Annotated in this window: 11 protein-coding genes and 1 pseudogene; 7 read left to right on the top strand and 5 right to left on the bottom strand. The window is 44.5% G+C overall.

Annotated features, from left to right (window positions below; translation table 11 throughout):
• Positions 1-51: 51 nt before the first annotated feature.
• The 5 genes and pseudogenes from DW947_RS19045 to DW947_RS19020 all read right to left on the bottom strand — a co-directional run.
• Positions 52-1,332, bottom strand: a pseudogene (locus DW947_RS19045) (carboxypeptidase-like regulatory domain-containing protein); the annotation flags it as partial.
• Positions 1,333-1,605: 273 nt separating this feature from the next.
• Positions 1,606-2,853, bottom strand: a complete 1,248-nt coding sequence (locus tag DW947_RS19040; RefSeq protein ID WP_119958604.1) for a THUMP-like domain-containing protein — start codon at positions 2,851-2,853, stop codon at positions 1,606-1,608.
• Positions 2,854-3,054: 201 nt separating this feature from the next.
• Complete coding sequence (locus DW947_RS19030; RefSeq protein WP_117962969.1) at positions 3,055-3,822, bottom strand: M15 family metallopeptidase; 768 nt, start codon at positions 3,820-3,822, stop codon at positions 3,055-3,057.
• Position 3,823: 1 nt separating this feature from the next.
• Complete coding sequence (locus DW947_RS19025) at positions 3,824-4,975, bottom strand: hypothetical protein (protein WP_229095654.1); 1,152 nt, start codon at positions 4,973-4,975, stop codon at positions 3,824-3,826.
• A 476-nt stretch (positions 4,976-5,451) separates the two neighbouring features.
• Positions 5,452-6,654 (bottom strand): ROK family transcriptional regulator, encoded by a 1,203-nt coding sequence (locus DW947_RS19020; protein WP_035447319.1) that lies wholly within the window; start codon positions 6,652-6,654, stop codon positions 5,452-5,454.
• 325 nt (positions 6,655-6,979) lie between these two features.
• Between DW947_RS19020 and DW947_RS19015 the strand changes: the two genes are divergently transcribed.
• The 7 genes from DW947_RS19015 (at position 6,980) to DW947_RS18985 (ending at position 18,484) form a co-directional block, all read left to right on the top strand.
• Positions 6,980-8,059 (top strand): DUF4434 domain-containing protein, encoded by a 1,080-nt coding sequence (locus DW947_RS19015; RefSeq protein WP_057281533.1) that lies wholly within the window; start codon positions 6,980-6,982, stop codon positions 8,057-8,059.
• An 11-nt stretch (positions 8,060-8,070) separates the two neighbouring features.
• On the top strand, positions 8,071-9,495 hold the full coding sequence (locus DW947_RS19010; RefSeq protein ID WP_172793031.1) for a calcineurin-like phosphoesterase C-terminal domain-containing protein: 1,425 nt from the start codon (positions 8,071-8,073) through the stop codon (positions 9,493-9,495).
• 28 nt (positions 9,496-9,523) lie between these two features.
• A complete protein-coding gene (locus tag DW947_RS19005) occupies positions 9,524-10,930 on the top strand; it encodes a sugar porter family MFS transporter (RefSeq protein ID WP_057281458.1) in 1,407 nt (468 codons plus the stop codon).
• Between the two features lie 17 nt (positions 10,931-10,947).
• Positions 10,948-12,468, top strand: a complete 1,521-nt coding sequence (locus DW947_RS19000) for an ADP-ribosylglycohydrolase family protein (RefSeq protein ID WP_057281532.1) — start codon at positions 10,948-10,950, stop codon at positions 12,466-12,468.
• A gap of 77 nt (positions 12,469-12,545) precedes the next feature.
• Positions 12,546-13,727, top strand: coding sequence for an AGE family epimerase/isomerase (locus tag DW947_RS18995; RefSeq protein ID WP_057281531.1), 1,182 nt, complete (start codon positions 12,546-12,548; stop codon positions 13,725-13,727).
• A 38-nt stretch (positions 13,728-13,765) separates the two neighbouring features.
• Positions 13,766-16,882, top strand: coding sequence for a SusC/RagA family TonB-linked outer membrane protein (locus tag DW947_RS18990; protein ID WP_098032009.1), 3,117 nt, complete (start codon positions 13,766-13,768; stop codon positions 16,880-16,882).
• A 12-nt stretch (positions 16,883-16,894) separates the two neighbouring features.
• On the top strand, positions 16,895-18,484 hold the full coding sequence (locus tag DW947_RS18985) for a RagB/SusD family nutrient uptake outer membrane protein (RefSeq protein ID WP_057281456.1): 1,590 nt from the start codon (positions 16,895-16,897) through the stop codon (positions 18,482-18,484).
• Positions 18,485-18,501 lie beyond the last annotated feature (17 nt).

Below are 18,501 nucleotides of genomic sequence, written 5' to 3'. Positions count from 1 at the left end.
GTGGGGCACTTTTTAAATGTTGTTCCGGGTCCCTTTTCAAGTGTTAGCTACATCGCTGGCTTTGGCATAGCTGGCGTGCCAGTCCATGGAGAGGGCGCCGAAGAGGTGTTCGCCGCCGAGGGCAAAGTCCATGGTGCGCTGGCGTTCCAGGCGGGCGTTACGGTTGTCCGGCGTACCGGCTTTGGTCTGTATGCGTACGGTGGCGTTGCCGTCGGGGTCAAGGTCTTTCAGCGTGGTACGGTAGCGATTCTCCCAGTCGTTGCGGTTGTTGAAGATGCCTTTGAAGGTCAGTTTGTGGTTGGCATTGATGTCCCAGTCCAGTGCGGCAGAGTAGCTTTGGCGTTCGCGGGTGACGTAGTATTGGCGGATTTGGTAGTCGTTGACGTACGTCTTGCCGTTGTCATCCTGCTCCCATACAAATTCGGTGTCGTAGGAACCGGAAGGTGAGTTCTGATAGGAGGCCGATACAATCAAGCCGAGTTTGTCGTTGAAGAAGCGGTCGCCGTAGGTGAAGCCAAGGTTCAGTTGCGCCTTTTCGCTCACCCAGTTGTAGCCGGTTCCGGCGGTGGCGGCAATGGTACGCTTGTAGGGGGAGTTCTTGGTGACGAGGTTAATGCTGCCGCCGATGGCGTCGCCGTCCATATCGGCGGTTACTACCTTGTTCACTTCGATGGTCTGAATCATGTCTGCCGGAATGAGGTCGAGCTGTACGTTGCGCGTATCGCCTTCGGCAGAGGGAACGCGGTTGCCGTTGATGGTGACGGAGCTGAGGTCGGCACTCGTGCCCCGCACTTGCCCGAAGCGTGCCTCGCCTTGGTCGTACTGCACGTTGATGCCGGAGATGCGTTTAAGGGCGTCACCGATGTTGGAGTCGGGGAACTTGCCTACCTGGTCGGCAGAGACTACATTCGTAATCCCCATGTTGTTTTTCTGTGAGTTGATGGCACGGCGCTGTCCCTGGAAGGCGCCGCCTACCACCACTTCCTGCAACTCCACGCCTTCGTTCAGTACGACGTCTTTTTCCAGTGTACGGCCTGCGGGGATGGTGATTTTCAGTTCTACGGGAGAGTAGCCCACGTAGCTCACCTTTACTGTATAGGTTCCCGGGTCAAGGTTAGAGAAAGTGTAGAAGCCGTTGACGTCGCTCGTCACGCCAGTGTGTAGTTTCTCGATGTAGATGGATGCGCCCGGGAGGGTTTGTTTAGTAGCGTCGATGATACGTCCGCGTACAGTTCCTTGTTTCGTGACATTTGCTTTTTCGTCGGCAATGGCCGTATTGACGGTGGCGGTGAATAGGAGTAAGAATAAGAATGCTCTCAAAATCTGTTTCATGCTTGTTATTATCTGTTAATAATCTGCCGCAAAAGTAGAGGGTTGGCGTTACACAAGGTTTGCGGGAAATTGAAGAAAGGGTAACGATTCGGTTACAATGAGGTTACATAAATTCTTGGAGGTAGTACCCTTTCGGCGGTATCTCCCTTTGCCGTCATCTGGCAGACTGATGCTAAAGATGCACGAGATGTACATCTCGGACTGTATGAGATATACATCTCGAGCAACATGAGATGTACATCTCGTGCAGGGGAAGGTATAGGGGTTGGTGTCTTATCCCGTAGCCTGGCAGCGGATAAGTACCTTCTTCTCGTCTGCCAGAGTAGTGGCAAAGAGATAAGTGCCTCCCCCTTCGGCCAATTTCAGTCGTTTGCGCAGTTCGGCCACGGTGGCGGGGAAGTTGCGCACGGTGAGGTTCGCCTTTTTCTCGGCAGCCAGCATCTCTTTCACTTCTTTCTTGCCGAAGCCGCAGGAGGAGGTAATCCGGAACTTGCGGCCGGGGAAGTCCGGCAGGAAGTGGTCCGAGGTGTAGAGGTGGCTGTTGGGATGCAGTTTTTCCACCTTATACAATGAGGAGAGGCTGCGGAATGCACCGGCTTTCAGCACGGAGGCATTCGGTTCGTAGAGGTATGATTTCAGTTGAGGGGTGTAGGGGCATGCACGCTCCTTCTCCTGCCGGCGGGTGAAGACGAGGGCTTGGGGAGCCGGTACACCGGTGAAGTTGACGCAATGGATGGGGATGTCGTCTGCCGGCACTCCTTCGCCTTGTCCCAGCAAGAGCAGCAGTTCCTTGCATTCGTTGCCCACGGAGACGATGTGTGCCTGGTGGACATGCTTCAAATCGTTCAGGGCAAGGGTGAGGTCGAGCATGGGGGAGAGTTTTACCAGTACGTGTCTTGCCTTGCGTAGCAGCAGTTCTTCGAGGGCGGCTATATCGGGTTCGCAGTCGCCGATGGCTACGGTCTTTCCACCGTGTCCGTCGCGGCGGGCAGGGTCTATGAATATACAGTCCACGGGCTCCATCTCTTGCAGATGGCAGACGCTGTCTGCGTGGCAGACGGAGATGTGGTTCAGGCCGAGGACAGGGAAGTTGTGTGCGGCTATCTGGCAGAGGGTTTCCTGGCGCTCGACGTAAGTGGCATGCCCGAAGCGGGAGGAGAGATAGGCGCAGTCGATGCCGAAACCTCCGGTGAGGTCGGTAAAGGTGCCGGCTGATGCGGGGGTACTGTTCTGCGCGGGATGTTCTTGTTCTGTATGTAGCAGGTTAGTTATAATCTCCGCTTTATACTGTGCCGTTGCTTGGGAGGAGCATTGTTCCAGAGAAAGGTGGGCGGGGTAGAGTATATGCTCGTTCTCGGCCCATGCGGGTATCTTCTCTTTGGCAATCTGCCAGCCGGAAATCTGTGTGATGGCGGCGGGCATGTCTACCGAAGGGTAGCGGCGTGCCTGCAAGGCAAGGCTGCGCACGTCGTCGTGGCGATGCTCGCGGATGAAGCGGAGGGTGTCTTGGGATAAAGGCATGGCTTGGCTTATTTATTCTGATGCAAAGTTATCTCAAAAAGGACAAAGTGGGGCATAAATTCGCAGCTTTCTGTCTGATTATTTTTCAGACACAGATGACGCTGATAATACAGATTAAGAATATTAAAAATCCGCGTCATCTGCGTCATCCGCGTCAAAGCGATAGCAAATTTAAGTTTCCGGACAAGCTGGGGGTGAGAGTTAAGGGATGACCCGGTATCGCTCCTTTGCCGTCTGCCTGCTGACGCGGTTGAAGTGCCACCATTCGCTGGGTAGCGGGTGGAATCCGGCTTCTTTCATTACCTGCCGGAGCAGCAGCCGGTTTTCACGTTCTTGTTCCGTCAGCTTGCCTTGTGCCACGAGCACGGCTTCTTCTGTGATGTGGGCTTCCCTGCCCAGATGGTCTACCGGGGTGCCCATGGGCAGAGGGGTTCCTTTATCGTCGAGTATGCTGATGTCCACTGCCAACCCGTAGTTGTGCAGGCCGCCGCCGCGTGAGGGGTTGGAGACATAGATGTATTTGGAGGTTCCTTTCACTACGTTCCACATCTTCTGCTGTACGGACAAGGGGCGCGCTGCGTCGTAGACGATGAGGCTGTAGCCGGGGTACTGTTCTTTCAGCAGGCGTTGTGCCCGCTTCAGGCTTTTCATGGCATCGGGGTGCAGGTAGGCTTCTTTCAGGTCTTCGTACAATAGGGTTCCGGTGAAGTTGTCGGCACGGGTGTACATCAAGTCGATGGCGATGCTGCTGTCCGCTTCGGCGATGTTGACGAAACCGAGGGAGTCCAGGTAGCGGGCTGTCCGGCTTTTAGCCAGAGCCGGAGGGACGGGTGCCGCTATGGTGTCGGCGTACGGGATGGTGGTCTCCGTATCCGGGTCTTGTGTCTGCTTTGGCGCTTGTTTTCTGCTACAACCGCATAGTGAGCAGCCAAGCAGCAGATATAACAAGTAAAAGAAATATCGTTCCATCTTACAAGGCATTCTTGGCGGTAAGGATTGATTTCATCAAAGCTATGTCCGAACTGACTTCTCCCTGCATCAAGTATTTGTTTTTCCGTTGGCAGGTGGCTTCGTAAATCTCCTTTGCCTTTGCTGTGTCCTTGTCCCGGTAGAGTGCCAGGGCGCAGAGCAGCCGCTGTTTGGAAGACGTCACATCCTTATATTGCCGGATGTAGGTATCCAGCTCATCGGTATATAATTCTTCTGCCCGTGCGGTCCTCTTTGTCACCAGTGCGGTGAAGAGCAGCTCGCAAGCGTTTTCCTTTATCAAAAGTCCGATGACTTCGTGCCGGTGGCTCATTATTTTCTCAAATGCATTGTAGGCGGCTTCCCATTCTTCGCAGTCGAGCAGGCGCGAGGCGCTCATCAAGGCTATGGTGACCTGCAGGGCATCTTTGTAGTTGATGTCTTCCGTTTGGCTGAACCATTCGGCAGGCATGTCCTTAGGACGCATGCCCTCTTGCACCAGTGCGTTGATGCGCAGCTGGGTGACCAGTGCCTGCTTGCTCTTGCTGTCCTTGAGAAGCAGGCGCATGTTGTCGGCATCATTGCCGATGCCGCCCATCTTCATGGGGATGCCGTTCATCCCTGCAAGGAGAATGCCAATCAAAGAGAGCATCAAAAGGAAGAATTTCAGCAGGTAAGGCAGCCCGTCTACGGCCAGTAACGGAAGGACGGTGAGGATGGCAGTCAGTAGATTAGTGAGTACTCCACCCAGGTTGTATAAGACGGTCGGGATGTCTTCCAGAGGCTTGTCGGGTGGTGTAAGTAGGCATTGCCCTCCAGTTCCGGCAATACTGAAACGCTTGATGCACAACTTTCCGTCTTTCCGTATGAAGGTAAGGTTGAAGATGCGGAAGGAGACGAAGCGGTAGCCGGTTGCCAGTCCGCAGACAAGATGCCCGCCTTCGTGCAGAAGCACTTGCAGGAAGATGGAGAACAGCAGAATCAGTATGGCTAACAAGGAAACTCCTACTGTCTCCAGCATGCCGGTTTCGGCAAACTTGCTGTGTAAACCGTCGAACGAGTCTCCTAAAACCAGGACTCTTACACCTATTATTCCTACAAAGCCGATGCATGCCCCGACCATGAATCCTCCGGCCAATTTAAATACTTTCTTCATCCTGATATCTTGATAAATGTGTTTGCCGGCAAAGGTAAAGGATTTTATCTGAAATGCAACAGCTTGCCCCATGTATCATAAAAAGAAAGAGATTGTGATTGCCACAACCTCTTTCCGTCACCTAAACCCACTACGCAGGCTACAGATAGGGAATTATAGTAATATAGATACCCGTAATGATGGCTTCTTGCTTTTCTGTCCTTATCTTAGGGTATACTTTCCCAAATCTTTGTTATGTTCGTAATATTTCCGAGTATATCCTATAGATCCCATCTTCTCTTTATTGACAGTTTAATAATCTGCATTTTCGAATTCCACAATATGAGGCAGTATTGGAAATCGGTTATCATGATGCTGGTTTATTCTGTGCTTTTATCAGTAACCAACTACTGACTCGCTTTTTCAATATTTTTGCATATGATAGTTGCGTTCTTGGTATACTCTTTGTCAATCCCATTATGCTGGCAATGGTCGTTTTAAATTTCGAACATTCTGCTCCGTGCCAGCATGCAGGCCCCAACTACTCCAGCCTTGTCTTTTAGCTTGGAAACAGTCACCGTGGCGTCTTTGTTGACCAGATTCAATGAGTATTTCCTTATTGCCGTTTTGATTGGCTGCACTATATAGTCTCCTGTTGATGATAGTGTACCCCCGATTATTACTAGTTCCGGATTGAATATGCTTATTAATCCAGCTATTTGCCTTCCCAGTTTTTGGCCTATTTCTTCCACTATCTCAATGCATAGCAAGTCCTCTTTATTGACTGCGGTGATGATTTCATCCAAGGTGGGCGGATTTTCTGCAGTCCGTTTTGATAGTATGGAACTTTCTCCGCTACCGATTCTTTCCAACAGGATGCGGTGTAGTGCCGATCCTGAGGCTTCCGTTTCCAGGCATCCTTTTTTGCCGCAGTGGCACAGTATTTCATTATCGAAAACATTGACATGCCCGAATTCTCCGGAAAATCCAGATTTTCCCGTGTATACCTTCCCGTCTATGATGATGCCGATTCCGAGTCCCCAGCTTATGTTGACAAAGATGATGTCCTTTTCCCCTTTGACGCATCCTTGCATATGCTCTCCATAGGTCATGGCCCTTGTGTCGTTGTCTATGCAGACCGGGTATCCTATCTTTTCATTCAGTACATCCGCCAAAGGACGCTCTGAAAAGTTGAACATGCTGAAACTATATCCTGATTCCGGATTTACTCTTCCGGAGATGTTGATGCAGATGTTCATTATCTTCTTGTCGTTGATTTCCGTTCCCTTTATGAAGTTTCGGATGAGTGCACACAGTTCTTCCAAAGCTTCCTGTGTATTTTCGAACTTGTATGGTATGTTCATCTTGATTTCCACCATATCCCCCTTGAAATTGATCAGTCCGATGTTTATGGCAAATTTCTTAATGTCCACTCCAATGAAGTATCCTGATTCCGGGTTGAGTCCGTATAGGCTTGGATGGCGGCCGCTACTGGTCTCCAGTTTCCCATAGTCGTTTATATAGTTGTCCTCACACATTTCATTGATGAATTTGGTGGTTGTGGGCACACTCAGATCGAGTTCCTTGGCCAAATCGGTAATAGTGGAGCTCCCATTATATATATAATGTGTGATGATCCTTTTTTTTAAGAGTGCATTCTTGCTCCCGGTTTCCATTTCTTTTAATAAATTCTGTTTCATATGTATGTATTTTTATGTTATTTACTCTATTTTGCTTATTATATTAATAAATACGGATTTATTATTCTGAAATATTATGTATTTGATTTGTTATTATGTAAATTGTTTTGTAATTACGCGTTAATATATATTAATTGTAGGTTATATATTAATTAAATACTTTATTAAGTCTTGCAAATATAATAAATATATCTATATTTGCAGCGTGATAATTGAATAATAACAATTAATATCTAAAACAATGAAAAACATAATTGATTTTTTATCTTAAAAAAGTGTATTCGATAGGTTTAATATATAATGGTTGATCTTAATTTTATTAATAATGAAAACACGCAGGGATTTTTTAAAGAGGACCGCTTTGTTCGGTGCGTCTGCATTCATGGCCCCTTCATTGTTGGGGCGAGAGGGTGATGGGGATTGCTTCTTTTCTCAAGAGTCTGCCTCTTCCATGCTAGTTCCCATGGGCGATGCACTTAAAATTACCGGCACGTTCTTGGATGAGATATCCCATGATATTCCCCATCAGAATTGGGGGGAAAGGGAATGGGATCAGGATTTCCGGTATATGCAGAGTATTGGAATTGACACGGTCATAATGATCCGGTCGGGTTATCGCAAATTCATTACTTATCCTTCGGCGCATTTGCTGGGCAAAGGGTGTTATATGCCTTCCGTCGATTTGTTGGACATGTTCCTTCGGCTGGCGGGGAAATATCACATGAAGTTCTATTTTGGTTTATATGATTCGGGCAAGTACTGGGATACCGGTGACCTTTCGTGGGAGGTTGAGGATAACAAGTATGTGATTGATGAGGTGTGGAGCAGGTACGGTGAGAAGTACAAGAGTTTCGGCGGATGGTATATCAGTGGTGAGATAAGCCGTAAGACGAAGGGTGCCATTGATGCCTTTCATGCGATGGGCAAACAATGCAAGGATGTCTCCGGCGGTTTGCCGACTTTTATTTCTCCGTGGATTGACGGGAAAAAGGCCGTGATGGGTACAGATAAGTTGACAAAGGAGGATGCGGTTTCTGTTCAGGAGCATGAAAGGGAGTGGAATGAAATTTTCGATGGCATTCATGATGTGGTTGACGCCTGTGCTTTTCAGGACGGACATATCGATTACGATGAACTGGATGCTTTCTTTACGGTGAACAAAAAGCTGGCTGATAAGTATGGCATGAAATGTTGGACAAACGCTGAAACCTTTGATCGTGACATGCCCATCGACTTTTTGCCTATTAAGTTTGACAAGTTACGGATGAAGCTGGAGGCTGCCAAGCGAGCCGGTTATGACAAGGCCATCACTTTTGAGTTTTCTCATTTTATGAGTCCCCAATCAGCATATTTGCAGGCAGGACACTTGTGTAATAGGTATAAGGAATATTTCAATATTAAGTGATTATGAATTTTATGCTCAGATTGTTTTGCAGTTGTTGTCTGTTCTTGGTTGTCTCAATCATGCAGGCTGCAATTTATCCAGATCCCGTTGAAGGCGTGGTGACCTGTAAAGGCAAAGGGCTTGCTGGTGTTGTGGTGACAGATGGTTTTGACGTGGTGCTGACTGATGCTCAGGGCCGTTATGAGTTGCCGCGCAACCGGGATGCTCGGTTTGTATATCTTTCCACGCCTGCAGGTTATCTGCCGCAAGAGGGTGGTGGGCATATCGCTTTCTTTTTCCCGCTTAAGAAAGGCCGTTTAAAGTATGATTTTGAATTGAAGAGGAATCTGAAAGATGATATGAAGCATGTGTTTATGGTACAGACTGATGTGCAAGTCAGCTGTCAGGAGCATTTAGACAGTTATCGTTCTTATGTAGGTAAGGCACGAGCCTTTATGGAAAAGTATGCCAAGGAGCGTGATGCCTTCGTGTTGGATTGTGGTGACATTGTGGGTAATACTCCTGGTTTATACCCAGATTACATTCAAGTGTCTGGCGGTCTGGGATTGCCTGTTTACCGTATCATAGGAAATCATGATATGGAAATGGGTGTACGTTCTTTTGAACATTCATACAAGACCTATGAGGACTATTTTGGTCCCATTTATTATTCTTTCAATCGTGGAAAGGCACATTATATTATACTAGACAATTGTTTTTATATCAATAGGGATTATCGTTATATAGGTTACATTGATGAACGTACACTGCAATGGATAGAGAAAGATTTGGCTTTGGTGCCGAAAGATCATCTGGTATTTGTAATGATGCATATTCCTTCCAGCACTACCAAGGACATCAAGTTCAATGCCTTGCTACCCGACGAGACAAGCAATGCCAATAGTCTGTATGATTTGCTGAAAGACCATGAGGCACACCTCATTACCGGACATACCCATGTGAACGGTAACGTGGTGTTCAACGACCGGTTAATGGAACACAATACAGCTGCTGTATGTGCAGGTTTTTGGAAATCCATGCTTTGTTCTGACGGTACCCCCCAAGGCTTTGGACTTTATGAGGTAGATGGTAATCAGGTGAAGTGGCACTACAAAGCGGTAGATTATCCGCTGGAATACCAGTTTCAGGCTTATGCTCCGGGTAGTTCGAAAGAGTTTCCCGAAGAAGTGCTGGCCAATGTCTGGAATTGGGATGAGCAGTGGAAGGTAGAGTGGTTCGAGAATGGTACTTGTATGGGTGAGATGACCCGTTGTAAAGGTTTGGATCCGGCTGCTGTAGAAGCTTTTTCCGATCGTGAAAAGATGGGTGCACTCTGGGTGAATGCTTTTCCTACCAATCATTTGTTTAAGGCTGTTCCTAAAGATAAAAAGGCTCGCATAGAAGTACTGGTGACCGATCGCTTCGGTACTGTTTATAAGCAACTTGTAAAAGAATAATTTGAATTTAATCGATAAATTTTATACTATGAAATCTTCGGTCAATATTGGTTATGTAGTTTTCTTGTCTGTTGTGGCTGCTTTGGGAGGATTTCTTTTCGGATATGATACAGCAGTCATTTCCGGTACCATTGCCAAGGTAACCGCTCAGTTTAATTTAGATACCATGTCGCAAGGGTGGTATGTAGGCTGTGCGTTGATAGGTTCCATTGTAGGAGTGCTCTTTGCTGGTATTTTAAGTGACAAGCTTGGTCGTAAACGTACCATGATTCTGTCGGCCATACTCTTTTCCATGTCTGCTATCGGTTGTGCGGTATGTGCAGATTTCAATCAGTTGGTGGTTTACCGTATTGTCGGAGGTGTAGGTATCGGTGTGGTTTCCATTGTATCCCCTCTTTATATATCCGAGGTGTCGGTAGCTCAGTATCGTGGACGCTTGGTATCACTTTATCAATTAGCGGTTACCATTGGCTTTTTAGGAGCTTATCTAATGAATTATCAGTTGCTTATGTATGCTGAGACCCATGCAGGAGCTGCCGATAGCTGGTTTAACTGGATTTTTGTGAATGAAGTATGGAGAGGAATGTTGGGAATGGAGACTTTGCCTGCTTTGCTGTTCTTTGCCATTGTCTTTTTTATTCCGGAAAGTCCGCGTTGGCTGATTGTCCGCAATCGTGAAGAGCGTGCGGTCAATATTTTGGAGCACATTTACAGCTCTTCCAAAGAAGCGTTGGTGCAATTGAACGAAACGAAGTCTGTTCTTACTTCCGAAACCCAATCAGAGTGGTCCTTGCTTTTGTCGCCGGGTATTATGAAAGCCGTTATTATTGGTGTATGTATAGCCATCCTCGGACAGTTTATGGGAGTGAATGCAGTCTTGTATTATGGTCCTTCCATCTTTGAAGGGGCTGGCCTTTCCGGTGGTGATTCCTTGTTCTATCAGGTGTTGGTGGGGCTAGTCAATACCCTGACTACTGTACTGGCTCTTGCCATTATTGATAAAGTGGGTCGTAAGAAATTGGTGTATTACGGTGTTTCAGGCATGATTCTTTCATTGGTATTGATAGGCTTTTATTTTATTGCCGGAGAATCATGGGGCATTTCAAGCCTATTCCTGCTAGTTTTCTTTTTGTTCTATGTGTTTTGCTGTGCGGTTTCCATTTGCGCAGTCGTGTTTGTATTGCTTTCCGAAATGTATCCAATCCGGGTGCGTGGACTGGCCATGTCCATTGCCGGTTTTGCATTGTGGATAGGTACATACTTGATTGGGCAGCTTACCCCCTGGATGCTCCAAAATCTTACCCCCGCCGGAACATTCTTCCTGTTTGCTGCCATGTGTATTCCCTACATGCTGATAGTTTGGAAACTGGTGCCGGAGACCACCGGAAAATCATTGGAAGAGATTGAACGTTATTGGATGAAAACAAAAAATTGACCTTAATAATAGATATGATGAAAATTAGAAAAATTTTATTGAGTGGTTGTTTGGTGGCAACTTTATGCTCATGTGGTGGTTCTCAAAACGAGAATTTGAATCTTACTCTATCAAAAGATGCTCTGTTTGATAAAGTAAAAGGTGCTTGGGCCGGTCAGGTTATCGGCTGTACGTATGGAGGTCCTACAGAGTTCCGCTATCTGTCTACTATGATTCCGGATTCGATAGTGATGCCTTGGGGACCGGGTGAAATTAAAAAATGGTACGATGGTGGTGGCGGCCTTTATGACGATGTATATGTCGACCTGACTTTTGTGGAGACTTTTGAAAGATGCGGTTTGGATGCTCCGGCCGATTCTTTTGCCACAGCCTTTTTGGCTAAAGAATACCCTTTGTGTCATGCCAATCAGATGGCCCGTTACAATCTTCTTCATGGCTTGACTCCTCCCGCCAGCGGGCATTGGAAAAATAATCCCCATGCCAATTGTCTGGATTTTCAGATTGAAGCGGATTTTGCAGGTATCATGGCTCCAGGTATGGTAAATAGTGCTACTGAAATTTGCGATCGTGTAGGACACATCATGGCGTATGGCGATGGCTGGTATGGTGGTGTATATGTAGCAGCCATGTACTCTTTGGCTTATGTGAGCGATGATGTTGAGTATGTTGTGACGGAGGCGTTGAGGTCTATTCCTCGGGAAAGTCGTTTTCATGCATGCATGGCTGATGTTATAAATTGGCATAAACAGTATCCAGAGGATTGGAAAAAATGTTGGGAAGAAATAGAGAAAAAATGGGGATCCAATGATATTGCTTGTCCAGATGGGGTTGAGATGCCTTTCAATATTGAGACTTATGTGAACGGTGCATATATCATTTTAGGGCTTCTCTACGGGCAGGGTGACTTTGAGAAGACGATTGATATTTCTACACGTGCCGGTCAGGATTCAGATTGTAATCCGGCTTCTTCCGGGGGAATTTTGGGAACAATGATTGGGTATAATCGCATTCCTGAGAAATTCAGAAAAGAGCTGACTGTAGTCGAAGATATTCCTTTCAATAATACAGTGAGCTTTAATAAAGGATGTGAATTGAGTTTTGGGCACGCTTTACAAATGATAGAAAAAAACGGTGGAAAAGTTGGAAGCGATGAGGTGACTATCTGTTTTCAAGAACTGGAACCTGCACAATTGGAGATTAGCTTCGAAGGCTTGAAAGTTGATAAAAAAGTGGTAGTGGAGAATTGGATTGCTAATTTCCCGACCTTCGAATTTGAAGGTGTGGGGGCTGTCATTAAAGGTGAATTGAAAGGTGAGAATGTGCCCGAAGATTACGTTGCTGAACTGGAAGTGTATTTCAATGATAGATTGATTGAGGTATGCAAGCTTCCGCTGAAGTATAATCACCGTAAGCATGAGTTGTTCTTTAATTATGTACAGTCTTATGGCAAATATACCGTGACTTGTAAATGGGTAAACCCCGTTGAAGGAGCAGATATTTGGGTAAGAGATGTAATTTCTTATACAACAGATAAATAATGTGAATGTAAAGGGCTGGTTTAGATGCATGCCGGATAAAAAACGTTCCCAGCCCTATTTAAAAAAGAATGAAGATGATGGATTTTAAGAAATTGGCGAATCAGTATAAGGACGAACTTATGAATAATGTTCTTCCTTTTTGGTTGAATCATTCCCAAGACACCGAATACGGTGGCTATTTTACTTGTCTGGATCGGGAGGGGAATGTTTTCGACACGGATAAATTTATCTGGCTGCAAGGCCGGGAAGTATGGATGTTCTCCATGCTTTACAATAGGGTGGAGAAGCGTCAGGAGTGGCTTGATTGTGCCATTCAGGGTGGTGAGTTCTTGAAGAAATACGGGCACGATGGGAATTACAACTGGTATTTTTCATTGGACCGTGCAGGACATCCGTTGGTAGAGCCTTATAATATCTTTTCATACACTTTTGCAACGATGGCATTCGGGCAACTGAGTTTGGCCACCGGAAATCAAGAGTATGCAGATATAGCTAAAAAGACTTTTGACATTGTTTTGTCGAAAGTTGATAATCCGAAAGGAAAATGGAATAAGCTTCATCCGGGAACAAGAGATCTTAAAGGCTTTGCTTTGCCTATGATTCTATGTAACTTGGCATTAGAAATTGAGCATTTGCTTGACGAGGATTTTTTGGTGGAAACAATGGATACGTGCATCCACGAGGTGATGGAGGTGTTCTTGCGTCCGGAACTTGGAGGACTTATTGTTGAGAACCTAAATGGTGACAATAGTTTGGTAGACTGTTTTGAAGGACGTCAGGTTACTCCGGGGCATGCTATTGAAGCCATGTGGTTTATCATGGATTTAGGTAAGCGGTTGAAACGCCCGGAATTGATAATGAAGGCTAAGAACACGGCTTTGAAGATGTTGGAATATGGTTGGGATAATGAATTTGGCGGTATCTATTATTTTATGGATCGCAAGGGATTCCCTCCCCAGCAATTGGAGTGGGATCAGAAACTCTGGTGGGTGCATATAGAGACGCTGATTTCATTGCTTAAAGGCTATCGGTTGACCGGAGACGAAAAATGTTTGGAGTGGTTTGAAAAAGTACATGGTTATGTATGGACGCATTTCAAGGATCAAGAATATCCGGAATGGTTTGGCTATTTGAATCGTAGAGGTGAAGTTCTGTTGCCTTTGAAGGGTGGCAAGTGGAAAGGTTGTTTCCATGTTCCCAGAGGGCTCTATCAATGCTGGAAGACCTTGGAAGAGATTGTTCTGGATAAACAATATTAAAAACTAATTCAATTGTTCGATTTTAAATTCTAGTTAAAATGAAAAACAAGTATTTTTGTTGGCTGTTCTTGTTGTTCACTTTGGTAAGTTTAGGTGCAAGTGCCCAAGTGAAGGTAGAGGGTAGTGTGTTCGACGAGATGGATAATCCGTTGATAGGTGTATCTGTTTTTACAGAGAATCGCAAGACTGGTGCAGTGACAGATGTGGATGGTCATTTTACGATTACTGTGCCCAATACTAAAGTGTCATTAACCTTTTCTTATGTAGGATATACTACTCAAAAGATTGCTCTGAAAGATAGAAAGCTTTTGAAAGTGGTTTTGAAAGAGGATTCCGAATTGTTGGATGAAGTGGTGGTAGTAGGCTATGGCACACAGAAAAAAATCAGTGTAACAGGTTCTATTGCTCAAGTGGGTAACAAAGAGTTGAAGAAGGCTCCAAGCGGGACACTTTCTAATATGTTAGCTGGACGTATTCCGGGGTTGATTGCTAAACAAAGCAGTGGACAGCCTGGGCAGGATGGTTCAAATCTTTATATTCGTGGTACAGGTGCTGGTGACGGTAACGCTTTGGTAGTAGTGGATGGTGTGATACAAGATTATTTTCCCTCTTTTTCTCCAGATGAAGTAGAATCAGTTACTATTTTGAAGGATGCCACAGCTGCTGCCGTGTATGGCGTACGTGCTGCTGCCGGTGTAATTTTGGTAACGACAAAACGTGGTACTGTACAAAAACCGACTGTAACGTTGAATTCTTCCGTTACGTTGAGCCAGAATACTAATTTTCCGAAATTTTTGAATGGTCCGGATTATGCCTATTGGTATAATAAAGCTCAGTTGATGGATGGTGTAGCTGAGGAGAATTTACGTTTTTCTCCCGAAGATATTGAACGTATAAATAATCCTGGAGAGGATGAAGAGATCTATGGTAATACAGACTGGTTTGATTTGCTTTTTAAAAATGTAGCTCCTACATATACGAATACGGTTTCTGTTTCTGGTGGTAATGAGCGTATCAAGTTCTTTGCTTCTTTGGGAGCTTATAATCAGGAAGGTATTGTCGAAAACACATCTTATGATAAGTATAATTTCCGTTCAAACTTGGATGCTAAGGTAACTAATAATATTGATTTTTCTTTGAATTTATCTGGGTTTGTAGATGACCAGCGTTCACCGGGTGCTTCTGTTGGTCCGAATGCTTATGCGGGAGTATTCCAACAAGCGATGTTGTCTTATCCTTATTTGAGGCCTTATACCAAAGACGGTATGCCTATAGCAAGTCAAAATACAGCAGGTAATGGAAATAATAACCCTTTAGGTGCCAGAGACTTGTCTGGATATCAATCAAGTAAGACTACTAAGTTTCAAGGTGATATTTCTTTATGTTATAAGTTGCCTATCAAGGGGCTTTCAGCAAAATTGGATGCTGCTTTTTTGAAGAGTCATTCAATGAGGAAAGCTGCAATGACACCGTATAATGTTTATTCTTGGAATCAAACGACACATCAGGGTAATGTTGAAAAAGGGCGTATCTGTTCAATGGCATCTGTCTCACACTGGTACGGTTCCCAGCAGCGTTATACGATAAGACCTACCATTGAATATGCTAATAAATTTGGTAAGCACGATGTCTCAGGTTTGTTCTTGTATGAATATGCCAGAGAAGATTATGAAGGAATATCTGCTGGACGGGAGGATTTTCCGATTACAGATATAATGGATATGAGTTACGGTTTGAAAGTCAGCGAAAATTTAGTCAAGGGCAGTCATAGTAATGACAAACGTGCAGGCTATGTTATGCGTTTTAATTATGCTTATGATGAAAAGTATCTGCTTGAGTTTACAGGACGTGTGGATGCTTCTACTGCACTTCCGGCTCATAACCGTTGGGGCTTTTTCCCTGCCGTTTCTGTCGGTTGGCGAATTTCTCAAGAAGATTTCTTTAAAGAAGCCGTTCCTTTTATGGATAATTTAAAGATTCGTGCTTCTATAGGACGTTTAGGTAGTGATCGTGCTATTGAGAGCACTATGACTTATTTTTCTACAGCAACCTTATCTGCTGACCCCGTAGTCGTATTTGGTACTAATGCTTTGAAAGATATAGGTATGAGTGGGCCTATTTGTCCGGATTTGAAATGGCAATTGACTGATACCTATAATATTGGTGTTGAGTCTAATATGTGGAATGGCCTATTGGGGCTTGAATTGGATGTATTCTACATGAAGACCACTCGTTCTCTGGAAGGTCAGTCTGGGAAATTTCCACCTTCTTTAGGCAGTTACTTCCCGGGATATATTAACTATGGTTCACATGACAATCGTGGTTTTGAATTGGTATTGACGCACCATAATAAAATTCGAGATTTTAATTATCATGTACGAGGCAACTTGTCATGGGCTCGTAACAAAATCTTGAAAGTTACAGAAGATGCTAATGTGCCGATTTATAAACGTGCTACAGGGCAAAGTATGGGACGCTATTTGGGATTCGTTGCAGAAGGATTATTTCAATCGGAAGAAGAAATAGCTCACAGCGCTTTGTTTGAAGGGTCTACAAATACAAAACCAGGTGATATTAAATTGAAAGACATTAACGGTGATGGAAAGATTACTTGGGATCAAGATATGGTACCCATTGGTCGTAGTAGTATTCCGGAAATGGTATTTGGATTAAATTTAGGAGCTGAATGGAAGGGATTTGATTTCAGTATGTTCTGGCAGGGAGCTGCTATGTTCGATGTGAATTTATGCGGTATTTATGATAGTGGAATTCGTGACGATACGTTCTATACCCGTCCGTTTTATGCTGATGGAAATACCCCTTATTATTTGGTGGAAGGCTCTTGGCGTCCTGATAATCCCAATGCAAAATTTCCTCGTTTAGGGATTGAGGCTCGCGATAATGGTGGAAAATTCTCTTCTTGGTGGGTAAAAGATGGTACATATTTACGTTTGAAATCAGTTCAGTTAGGTTATACACTTCCTAAGAAATTGACGGAAAAGGCTGGATTTAGAACTATTCGTGCTTATGTGAGTGGTGGTAATTTGCTGACTATTTGTGGACTGGATTATATGGATCCGGAAATGCCTGGAGTAAATCAAGGATATTATCCTCAGCAGCGTACTTATGAATTTGGTTTAAACATTACTTTCTAAAAATTTAATCAGATGAAATCTATAAAGAAAATATTAACGGTATTCACTTCTACTTGTTTCATATTGGGTAGTTGTGATATTGATCCAACATTAACATCTTCATATCCTTCTGATATTATTTGGTCGAATGAATCTAACTTGATTACTTATATCAATGGTTATTATTCATTGGTGGGTGGTTATTATGGACTTGGAGGTGAAGCTTGTACTGATATGTTGAAGCAGAATAATCCTGTATCTGATTATAATCAATTCGTTTTTGGTTCGATGCCTATAACAACTACTAGTAATATGTTTGATACTTGGGGGGGGAGCCACTCCTCACAATTGTCTTTGACTCGTTTTTTGGAAAATCTAGAAAAGAATCGAACTAATTTTTCAGACTCGATTGCTACACTTGCTGAAGCACAAGTCCGCTTTTTCCGTGGTGTAACTTGTTTTAATTTAGCTAAATGCTATGGTGGGCAATATATAATCTATAGACAACTTCCTGTGTTAGGTGAGAAAAATCATCCGCTTTGTTCTTCTCAAGAAGGTTGGGATTTTATTTATGAGGATTTGAAGTTTGCCGCCGAACATTTGCCTACAAAAGATAAAGTGGAATTGGGATGCTTGAGCAGTGGTGCTGCTTATGGTATGTTGGCTCGTGCTATGTTATATGCTGAACGTTGGAAAGAAGCTTCTGATGCAGCAGCTCAGGTAATGAACCAAGATTATGAGCTATATGAAGATTACGGTAAACTGTTTACCAATTCGCGTTTGGTGCCGGTTGAAAATAAAGAAAGTGTCATAGAATTCGGATATCTGAAGGATAAGTTCACTTATTCTTTTGATTATTTCTATTGTCCGCCAAGTGATGGTGGTTATGCTGAGATTTCTCCTACAGAAGATTTGGTTTCTTCTTATCAAATGGCTGATGGTAGTGAATTTGATTGGGATAATCCTGAGATGGCTGCTAATCCTTATGAAGGGCGTGAGCCGCGTTTTTATGCAACAATCTTGTATAACGGTTGTCAATGGAAAGGGGAAACTTTATATACTTATGAGGGTAGTAAGGATGGTTTTGGCTTGGGAGGAGGTACTACCAGTACAGGCTACTACATGCGTAAGTTGATGAAAGAAGCCATTCAACCCAAAGGCACGAGTTTTACTGGTCAGGGAGATTTGACTTATTATTATATGCGTTATGCTGAAGTGCTGTTAATTTATGCAGAGGCCATGGCGATGCAGGATAAGTTGCCGGAGGCTTTAGATGCTTTAAATCAGGTCAGGAGAAGAGCTGGTTTTACTAAGGATTTAACGGCTGCTACCCAAACAGAATTCATGAAATTACTTCGCCATGAGAGAAAGATTGAACTGGCTTTTGAAGGCCATCGTTTTTGGGATCTTCGCCGTTGGGGGTTGGCATCTACTGTACTGAACGGTACAAGTATGCATGGAGTGAAGCCGATTAAGGTCGGTGATAATGAATTTACATACGAAGTTGTAGATATTGATGGCGGCAAGACCCGTGTTTGGGAAGAACGTTATGCCAGATTCCCTATACCCCTTGGTGAAATAGAACAGAATGAAGCAGTTCAACAGTTTGATGAATGGAAGTAAAAAATCAATTTATTTGC

This window comes from Bacteroides sp. AM44-19 (assembly GCF_003603395.1).
GTDB classification, from domain to species: Bacteria; Bacteroidota; Bacteroidia; order Bacteroidales; family Bacteroidaceae; genus Bacteroides; species Bacteroides uniformis.
The sequence above is the reverse complement of the archived record's forward strand: the minus strand, read 5'-3'. Positions and strand labels throughout refer to the sequence as shown.